The organism is Hymenobacter mucosus, from assembly GCF_900188255.1.
In the GTDB taxonomy this organism is placed as follows: domain Bacteria; phylum Bacteroidota; class Bacteroidia; order Cytophagales; family Hymenobacteraceae; genus Hymenobacter; species Hymenobacter mucosus.
In genome coordinates, this window is record NZ_FZNS01000003.1 from 665,029 (window position 1) to 675,279 (window position 10,251).

Consider the following 10,251-nt stretch of genomic DNA (forward strand, 5'->3'; position numbering starts at 1 on the left):
TGGGTCAAAAGTAAAACTTAAATACCTGACCGCCGAAATAGTTGAGCCCGGAATTATTAGTAGTCCTGAACCAAGTGTGCGGGAGTAAACTACTAACCCGACTATACAGCAAACAGGCTTCTGGTTTCCCGGAAGCCTGTTTGGTTGTCGCTACTCTAAAAGCCTTATTGCGAAAGGCTGTAGCGCAACTGCACGCCGCCCTCCGTAGCCGTATTGCGGAAGGCATTAGCCACCCGCGGCGTAGTGATGTTCTGGGTGAAGTAAAACTGCAGGTTCAGGCGCTGATTCAAGATGTAATCGATAGTGGGACGTAGCTGTAGCTGACGGGTGCCGTTGGTGGTTTGACTAGAGGCCCGGCCAACGCTAGTAGTCGTCACATCGAGAATGGTACGCTGCACGGTGTAGGTGTCCCGGATGCTGAGGTCCAGACGAGCATTGATTTCATTGCGAAGTACCCGTTGCTCGCCCCCAATGCGGAAGGGCAGCTTGAGGCGGTTGGTGGCATATCCAAAGCCTACAATAATTTCAGAAGAGTGGAGCTCGGTTACCTGCGCATTGGTCGTGCTCAAGCCAATTGTCCGGTCAACGCGGTATTCTAGGTTGCCCGTGGTTTTGCCGTTGGTCTGGAAGTTTAAACCAATGAGAGGGGCAAGACGCTCCGCAATGGTTACCTGGCCTACTACGTAGTACGGGATAAACTGCCCGCTATTATTCGTTAAGTAAGGGAAGTCGTCTCCATCCAGCTCGTTTGTATAGTCAGCGGCTGTGTTATAGCCATTGATGTTATAGTTGGAGGTGTAAGCATGTTTAATAGCAATGGAGCGGAAGTAGCGCTGCATGAAGGGCAGATTGGCTAGTCCGTTGTACTGAATATTCCAGTTGGGGATGGGTAGCAACGAGAACGGGTCGAAGCCCTTCGCCTTATACCCATCCGAAGACTTACCCCGGTAGGCATCTATAAAAGCTGGGATAAGTACGTCCTGGGAATTGAAGCTGTAGGAACCGGGATTGGTATTCTCACTCTCTAGCCGTTGCTGTATGGTGCCCCGGTTATTAACGAAGCGCTGGAAGGCTTTAGACGTTTCCCCATTCGCGCTCAAGTCGCCAAACAGCGTTTGGATGGAAATGAACGAAGTGCTGAACGTGCCTGACCCTAGTGGGCTGCTTGGCGTGGCCTCGTCGCTAATGGGCAGCAGCGTGTTTTCATCTACCACTCGCCGGTAGAAAACTTCCCGGTTGCGCACCAAGTTACGGCGAGCATCCAGCTGAATGTTGAAGTCGCGAATGGGCTCTAGGGTAGTGCGTAGCGTGAGGTTTTCGGTAAGTAGGGAGCTAAGCGGCGTGTTCAGGTACTGGCTCTCGCGCGTGTACCACCCGTTGTCGCTGGCGCGGTTATACAGTGCGTCAAGATCGTACTGCCTGCCTAATAGGAAGGGTACGCCAGGCGCGTTGAAATCACGGTTCATCCCAAAGAAGCTAGTGCCCGGTAGGTAGCCCGGGAGCAAGGTGCCATTGCTGCGCGCATACGTGAAGTTGAGCGAGCGAGCTGTCATTAGGGAGCGAAGAATAGCTTTCAGCACGCGTAGCTCCGGGCCCTTGGCCGAGTCCTGCGCAGCTGTGCCTGGTGCTTGACCAGGAGTACGCCCCGGCTGCTTGGCTACGCCTGCCTCCTGACCCCGTGGCGCCGGGACCGGCGCGTTGTTGATGATGTTAAGGAAGCGCACTTTATTGTAGAGCTTCACCAAATCAATCTTGCCATTGGCCGTTAGCTCCCCGTTGTTTTGGATAGTATTACCCAGCCGTAGGTTGGTGCTGTCAATGGGGTTGATGAGAGCGGTAGATGCCGCCTGCCACGTGTAGTTGGCCTGGTATCGAATATCGGACGAAAGCCAATCGGTGAGGGGAAATTTTTCCAGTGGTAACCGGTAGGTAGCCGCTACGGTCTGGAAGAAATTAGTCGTACGCCCACCCTTTAGCAGGTTGTCGCGGATGATGTCTCGGTTCTGCCGCGAAATAGCATCGTCGCCAATAGAGCGGCCCAGTCCTTCGTCAATCACCGAGCGGTTCGTGGCCGTGTAGTCCAGGGCCAGGGCCTGGGTTAAGTCCCAGCGCATATCATACACCCGGTTTAGAAAGAACGACTTCTGGAAGATGGGAGCAATACCATCAGTAGTAGGTACCTGGCCCGGCTCTAGTGCCCGTTGCAAGAACCGTTCGTTGTAGCGGCGGTCCAAGTCGGCCCGGAAGGAGAAGCGGGAAGGCAAGGGTGTGAAGTTCACTTCCTGCAACATCTTCAGGTAGGGCGAGTCGAAGGCCTTTACCTTCGCCAGCGGCGTGTAGTTCTTAGGCGTTGTTTGGTACACATAGGCCAACGCCCCCGTATAGGTACGCGTGTAGTCGCGGTCCGTATTAATGTCGGAGTGCAGGCGCTCGGTGTAGGAGTAGCTGAGCGCCAGGTTTTCAACGTCGTAGGGGCGTACTTTTTTATCGGGGTTCGTGCGCTCCTTACGTACGTTCAGCAGGCTGATGCTGCGCTGGCTGGTTTGGTCGATGACTTCTTTGCGGTACGCAGCTTTCTCACTCTGCGTCTCAAACTTCTGCAACGACTGGTCGAGTCTGGTATCAGGATTCAAGGGGTCGTACTTCGGCGCACGACTTTCTACCCCCGCCTGCACGAGCACTGGCACGCGCAAGCCAAGCTTCTCAGGGAAGAACTTGTCGGCCGCAATTGTGGCATTCACATCTCCACGGGCAATGTTATCGATGGAGCGTTGCTGTGCTTTGTCCTGAAGCCCACCAAAGCCGGTAGTGATGTAGCTGCCGCTGGCCGTTACGTTGGCAAGATCGGCCAGCTTGGCATTGAAGCGGGCCGTGGCCGCCCAGCCTTTTTCATTTTCAAAGCCAAACACGCGCAGTTCGTCGGCCCACAACGTCAACGACTTGGGAGCATTATCGTCGCGCGGGTTCAGCATGCCAATCATTACCCCCTGCACTGCCGAAAGATCAGGGTTACCCACCACCGTAATGGTAGCCCCATTGGGCAGCGTCCGAACGAACGGCACGGCATACGCCGCCGAGCTTGCCGCCCCTTCAGAGCGTGCGGCTTTTGTATCGATGAGGTCTTGCAGCGTGAGGTCGATGCGGTTTGCTACCGGCCAAATTCTGTCTACCTCTGTTGCAGTGGCGTTGGGAGGGGTGATTTCCAAGGGCACCGAGTACTCGTAGTAGTTCTGGGTGTAGTCGGTGCCAATGCGCACAAAGCCCCGGACCTGTCCACTCCGTACGCTACGGTCATTGCTTTCCGCGTGCATAAACATGCGCAGCTTTTGGTAGCGGAGCAGGTTCAGGCTTACGTTTTTGTAGGCCGCTTTGGCAAAACCATCCCGGAGACCATCTACTGTTAAGCGTAGGCTTTGCTCGTTTTGTTCGCGGTTCACAGTACCCGAGCCATACTCCCGGTCGCGCTGAATGTTTGGCGGCAGTACGTAGGGAATAGCATCGGTGGTGTTACCATCCGTGCTACCGTTCTCTTCAAGGCTTACCGTCGAAATATCGAAGGCATCAGCATCCGTGTCGGGGCTGATGATAGGCTGGGAAGGATCAGTAATCTTGTTGAGGTAGCGGCGCCACTGATTAGCCACAAACTGAGGCTGCACCATGCGCAGTACCACGGGCTGCTGCCATTGGGTGAGGTACATGCGCAGGAAGCGGATGGACTTGTAGCCAAAGTTTTGGTTGTTGTTGCCCACAACGGCGTCCGGCTGGCGAATTGGCACCCGGAACTGATACCAGCTTACCTGGTCACCGTTTACCTCTCGGGTAATCTTATCCACAATGAAGTTTTGCCCCACCGTGAGGTCCTGCTTGCGCACCGAGAGCTTGTACTCGTAGTACCGCTCCGTGTCAGAAATCACGTTGTCGCGGTTCAGGTCTTCTTTGTCGGGGTAAGCAGTAGAGCTAAGCTGGCTGCCCTCGGGCGAGTTGTTTTCTAACCCGTTGAAGTTCTTGTAGCGGGCCAGAATTTTAGCGTTGGCCTGGTCATAGGCCTCCGCCAAGTGGTGTAAGAAGTTATCGGCGGCTGGGTCGTCGAACCCCGCGTAGGTAGGAGCAACTCCCGTCAGGGCTTTTTCTTGGGCACTGTTGATACCATCCAGGCCAACGTCTTGGCGGGCGCGGGCACCCGATGCCGCATTAAAGGCATCCGTCAGGAATTGCTGGCGCGTAGCTAGTCCCCACGGCGTCGGGTTCGTGTCGTCGGGGTTAGGAGTATCGGTTACGGGTAGGCCGTTCTCAAACTCGTGTTGGTTGCCGTCCTTCAGCACATCTTCCGATACCGAACCCAGGTTGATGAACAGGTCGCCACCGGTGGTATTAGGGGCATCATGGCCATCGGAGTCCGTGATATTGGCCAATCCGTCCGGGCTGTCAATGAAGGGGTCCATGAGCCAGAACTCCAGGTATTCTACGTTGGCATTGTCAAAGTCCGTGTCGAAAGTGATTTCGCGGGAGATGCCCCCGTAGCGTCTGGCATTGGCCGATGGGCTAACGTTGCTGAAGCGTCGCCCGTTAGTAGCCGGGTCCACGTCAGGCGTGTAGTTGTACTGCCCGCGCTCATCGGGGAAATATGCCAGGTCTAGGGTGTACTCGTAGGCGTTGCCAGTGGTACCTACGTCGCGGTTAGGGAACACTTCCGTGCGCTGCACCCCCCGGATGAAGTGGTTCCGCAAATCACCGGTGCCAATGTTTTGCGGGCGGCTCTGGCCACCGGTGTAATATGTCTGGTCAATGGTGTACCAAGCCAGTTTGGCGCGGCTGTAGGCCGAGGTGCGGTCGGGTAGGGTGCCGCCCAACGCTGGTGGGGTAGAGGCAAGACGCCACACGGTAGCGGCGTTCTGCCCACCCAGAACGTAGGGAGTGCGGGAGTTTTCAAAGTCATCAAGGTAAGAAACTCCATTTTCGCCGCGCCCAAGCTTCGACTGACCGGGAAGTAACTGGGCAAACTCCCCGCTGAACGCCACCGACGATGGCTCCTTGGTGGAAATCAGGGGCAACATATCCAGGTACTTCGTGATGGCTCGTGACTCGCGGCGGGCATTCACGTCGAAACCATAGATGGTATTGTTGCCGGGTTCGTCGCCGATGTTTACCCGGTTGATGCCAGGGGCTTGGTTCTCCGTCAGGTGCAATACCGTAGCGCCAAAGTTGACGTCGGAATTCAAGCGGTAATCAAAGCGGGCTCCCAGCAGCTTGCGGGGTTGCACTTGCACCAGGGCTGTTTTCTCAAACTGCACCCGGAGCTCATTGGCTGAGTTCAGGTAGCTGGGGTTGAGAATTTTGACAATGGCTTGGTCGTAGAATACTTGGTAGTCGGCGCCTTCCGTAAGCAAGGTGCTACCGGCGTACACTCGAACTGAGCCTTGGGCAATGCCAATGCCCGGCAGGTTAATTTCGTTGGTAGCAGTAGCCTGAAAGCGGCCCCGCAGGAAAAACTTGTCTTTCTCCTGCCGTTGCTGGGCGTCGCTCTGCACTTGCGTGTACAACTCCCGGTACACATACTTGCGGGCTAGGTCGCGTTCGGCGGAGTTGGAAACCGTATCCGCAAACTGCGACGCCAGGTAATTGCCAAAAGGCTGCACCTCAGGGAAGATGATCTTGCCTAGCTCAGTATCAATGGTAATACCCGGAAAGAAGTCAAAGTTACCGTCTGGGTTCCGGTCGTTGTTCGGGTTTACATTATCGAGGTTGAAGACTTCGATCAGCGGCCGGTTTTGGAGGCGCGCCCCTTCCTTCAAGGAAATTTGGTCTACGCCGGTTACGTCGTCCTTATAAACTATCTGCAGCTGGAAGTTGTCGCGGTTGAGCTGACTAGCGTTCAGGGGATAGATGTTTTTCATCATCAAGTCCCAGGTCGGCAGGTTGCGCGTCTGCAGGTTGGCGTTATTCTGGTTTACGCTGGGGTCGGAGGTAGAAACCAGTCCTACAGCAGGGTTAGTAGCTTTCAGCAGCTTCAGGAAAATTACCTGGTCCTGGGCTACGCCGCTGTTGTCATCTAGCAGTTCACCTACCCGATAGGTTTTACCGTTGTAGATGTACTGGTACGCAACGCCCAATACCTGCTCAGGCAACAGTTGGGTGTTCAAGGATATGTAGCCCAGCTGCGCGTTGTAGGTGTACTCGCGCGCATCAAGCTTGCGGGCCCGCACGTGCTCAAAATCTACGTTTTTCTGCAGGCCCAGCGTATTCAGGTAGCTATCTACCGTCAGGTCACCGCGAGCTTGCAGCGGATTTGCCAGAATCGTGCTAAACAGGTTGTTAGCCGAGTTCTGAGCGGGCGCATTCGGGCCAGGAACTGGCGTTTGCAGGTAGGTGCCGCGGTAAGTACGCGAGGGCTCGGCCAAGTCCATAAGCGGCACTACGTTGCGTAGGTTGTCGCTTTGGCGGTTGTCGTTGGTTACGTATACATCCAAGCGCGTAATCTCCACGCCACTTTGCACCGTAGGCAGGCTGCGCAAGGCCGCATCGTACCGGTCGCGGAAATACTGCGACAGGAAGTAGTGCCGGTCTCGCTCGTACTGGCTGGCCTTGATTTCAAACTGCCGGCTTTGTCCCCCATTCTGTATGCGCACTTCATCGGCTTGCCCGCGTAGGGTGCTAGCTACTGCCGTCACCCCCAAACGACCAAATTGCAGTTGGGTCTTGATGCCAAATAGGTTCTGGCCACCCGTAATCAGCGAGTTGTTGAGCGGCAACGATACATTACCAAGCTCCACCTTACGGATAATATCGGTTTCGTAGCCCGTATAGTCGAGCTTCATGTTGTTCTCGAAATCGAAGGCCGCGCGGGTGTCGTAGTTAAAGGTAATCTTCAGTTTCTCCCCAATCTGCCCCGTCAGGTTGAGGTTAAGGTTCTGGTCGTACTGGAAGTCACCTATGCGCTGTTGGCGAAGGGTGAGGGTTGGGTTTTCGTTGCGGTTGAAGCGCGCGCCCATGCGCAACGTCACCGAGCCCTGGGGCCGGATGTCTACGTAGCTCCCCCCAAAAATGCGGTCGGCCATGGGGCCGAGGTAGATTTTGGGAATCAAGCGGCGGCTTTGCGGCGTATTTGCATCACCAGCTACTCCGCCGGCCGAACGTTGTCGGAAGTAATTACGTACTGCCTGTTGTTGCTGCCAGCGCGAGTACTCCTCGAACGTCATGCGGCTGGGGTCCCGGAAGTCTACTTCTTGCCCTACCCGCTCTTGTACGTCGAAGTTCTTGAGGCTGTCATCGGGGCGCACATCTAGCTGTACGTTGTTCGGCAAGGGCAACACCAGCGGAGAACGGCGCCGTTGCGGCGAAAACGGCGTGCCAATGCGGTCCTGAGGGCCCACGCGTGGCCGCGAACTAGGCTGGTAGCGAGTGGTATCGGTGCGCGGGGTATCGGGCATGATGGGCCAGAACCGGGTACTGCGCTGCGAACCAGGCAACCATGCCCAAAGCTGGCGCATGGCAAACGGCTGGGCTCCCGAGTCGAGCGGCTTTGCCTGCGACCACCAGGCCACCAACGACACAACCGCCACTATAGAGGTAGCTAGGGACTTCTTACCGGTATTCAAGAGTCAATAAACCGTCGGGAAAGGGGAGGGAAGTTCGGTTTGCAGCAGGCAGTCGGGTTCTGCGCAAGGGCACCAAGGCACCCCTGTGCAAAGCCAACAACAACCTGCCACGGCCGCTACTTTTCTAGTGAGACTTAAGAGCAAATTTAATCAATTCCTCTACGCTCAGGTCGTTACCGTGCTTATGCTGAATTTGGTCGAGGGTTTTCTCGGCCGCTGCTCGCGCAAAGCCTAGTGTTACCAATGCGGCTAACGCTTCCGAGCGGTTGGTATTGTGTGCCTTCGCCAGCGGCACCGTATCGATGCCGGCTTTTGCCAATAGTTCGTCTTTGCGGAGCTTGTCTTTCAGCTCCAGCACTACGCGTTGCGCCGTCTTGGGGCCTACCCCTTTAATGCTTTGAATGGCGCGCACATCCTCCTGCACAATGGCCTGGCGAATCTCACCTACGCTCATGCTGCTTACCATCACAATGCCCGTACCAGGGCCAATGCCCGACACCGAAATCAGCTGTAAAAACAGAGCCTTCTCGTTAGGATCAAGGAAGCCATACAGGGTTTGGCCATCCTCTTTGATGTGCTGATACGTGTACAGCTTCGCCTTCTCACCCTCGGCGGGTAACTTAGAGTAGGTGGCGAGAGAAATCTTTACTTCGTAGCCAATTCCGCTGACGTCAAGAATGGCTTGGGCGTGGTCCTTATAGGCGAGCGTACCGTCGATGTAGGCAATCATGCAAGATATGTGTAAAGGGCAGGCACTGCTCCAAAGGTCCGGAGCCGCACAACAATAGTACCTGGAGTACAGGCAAGAGCCTCGTACTGGTCTGTATAAGCAACACCGCGTACCCCGGATTCTTTCCCAAATCTACTGGCTTTTTGCTCAAAGAAATTGGTTTTACCAAAGAATCGTCGCCTTCGCCAACCTGAGTATTCTTGCGTAATAAGAGGCTAATAGGGAGGTGCTTATGCTAGATGTAACAGACTGTATAGTAGCTATATGGCTGTCTTCTACTTGCGCTAATAGACTGCAAAGGATAGCAACGCCTTTTAGCACGGCCTCGGGGAAGAACAGCAGGCACGTTGCGGCTAGCAGGTGCGCTTTGAGGTTCTTATTCCCTGTCCTCACATCTGGTAGTCGAAGTAGGGTAGGTACTGCTCAGATAAGAGTAGAGAGAAACTTAATACAACGATTACGTGCTGCTCTGCAAGTTGAGGGAAGCCAGCCACCGCGCCGCAAACAAAAACGCGAGGAACCTGAATGGCCTTTCTTGAGAGAAGGCCAACTCAGATTCCTCGCGCTGTGCAGGTCTACTACTGCCTACAACCCTTTGCCGCCGGGCTGCTGGGCATCTACCACGGCAATGGAAGCCATGTTCACGATTTCGCGTACAGAGGCGCCGAGCTGCAGAATGTGCACTGGTTTGCGCATGCCCATCAAGATCGGCCCGATTACTTCGGCGCCGCCAATCTCTTGGATTACCTTGTAGGCAATGTTGCCACTAATCACGTTCGGAAAAATGAGCGTGTTGGCGCCACCTGTTTCAGCCAAAGGCGAGAAGGGGTACTGTTCCCGTAGCAGCTCGGGGTTGAGAGCGGTGTTGGCCTGCATCTCGCCATCCAGAATCAGCTCGGGGTAGCGTTGCTTGGCTAGCTCAGTTGCCCGCCGAGCCTTATCAGGCAGGTCGCCGGGGTTCGAGCCAAAGTTGGAGTAGCTGATGACCGCCACGCGGGGCTCCACATCGAAGAACCGCACGGCACCCGCCGTAAGACCAATGATGCCCACCATTTCTTCGGCCGAAGGGTCAATGTTCACGGTGGTATCGGCGAAGAAGTATGGGCCCTTCTTGTGCTGGATAATGTACATGGAAGCTACCCGCTTCACGTCATCGGCCACACCAATCACTTGCAGTGCCGGCACAATGCTCTTGCCGTAGTCCTTACTCAAACCCGTGATGAAAGCATCAGCTTCGCCGGTTTCTAGCATCATTGAGCCGTAGTAGTTCCGCTCCCGTAGTAGGCGGCGGCCTTCGTAGAGCGTAATACCGCGGCGTTGGCGCTTCTGGTACAGCAACTCAGCGTACTCCTCCCGCTTAGCTTCTTCCTGCAGAATATCAATAATCTGACAGCCCTCTAGGTCGAGGTTATTTTCAAGGGCCAAGCGCTCAATCTTCTGGCGGTTTCCTAACAGAATGGGCAAGGCAATGCCTTCATCATGCAGGATTTGCGCCGCCTTGAGAATCTTATAGGTGTCGCCTTCGGCGAATACGACGCGCTTGGGGTTGTTGCGGGCGGCCTGCGTAATGCGGTTCATCAGCTTCTGATTGACGCCCAGACGAGCACGCAACTCATCTTCATACGCAAACCAGTCGGGAATCTGCACGCGGGCCACGCCGCTTTCCATGGCGGCTTTGGCTACCGCCGGGCTGACCGCCGTAATCAGGCGCGGGTCCAGGGGTTTGGGAATGAGGTAGGTACGACCAAAGGTGAGCGTGTTGTCACCGTAAGCCTTGTTTACCATATCCGGCACTGGCTCCTTCGCCAGATCCGAAAGTGCCTTCACGGCGGCCAGCTTCATGGCCTCGTTGATTTCGGTGGCGCGCACGTCCAGGGCCCCGCGGAAGATGTAGGGAAAGCCCAGCACGTTGTTGACCTGGTTGGG

3 protein-coding genes are annotated in these 10,251 nt (G+C 55.5%); all 3 read right to left on the reverse strand.

Features of this window, described 5'->3' with window-relative positions; translation table 11 throughout:
* Positions 1 to 164: 164 nt before the first annotated feature.
* A complete protein-coding gene (sov, locus tag CHB83_RS10050; protein ID WP_245855316.1) occupies positions 165 to 7,595 on the reverse strand; it encodes a T9SS outer membrane translocon Sov/SprA in 7,431 nt (2,476 codons plus the stop codon).
* 124 nt (positions 7,596 to 7,719) lie between these two features.
* Complete coding sequence (gene ruvA / locus CHB83_RS10055) at positions 7,720 to 8,325, reverse strand: Holliday junction branch migration protein RuvA (protein ID WP_045689031.1); 606 nt, start codon at positions 8,323 to 8,325, stop codon at positions 7,720 to 7,722.
* A 585-nt stretch (positions 8,326 to 8,910) separates the two neighbouring features.
* Positions 8,911 to 10,251: phosphate acyltransferase (locus CHB83_RS10060; protein ID WP_262490730.1), on the reverse strand; the 1,341-nt coding region annotated here is incomplete at its 5' end.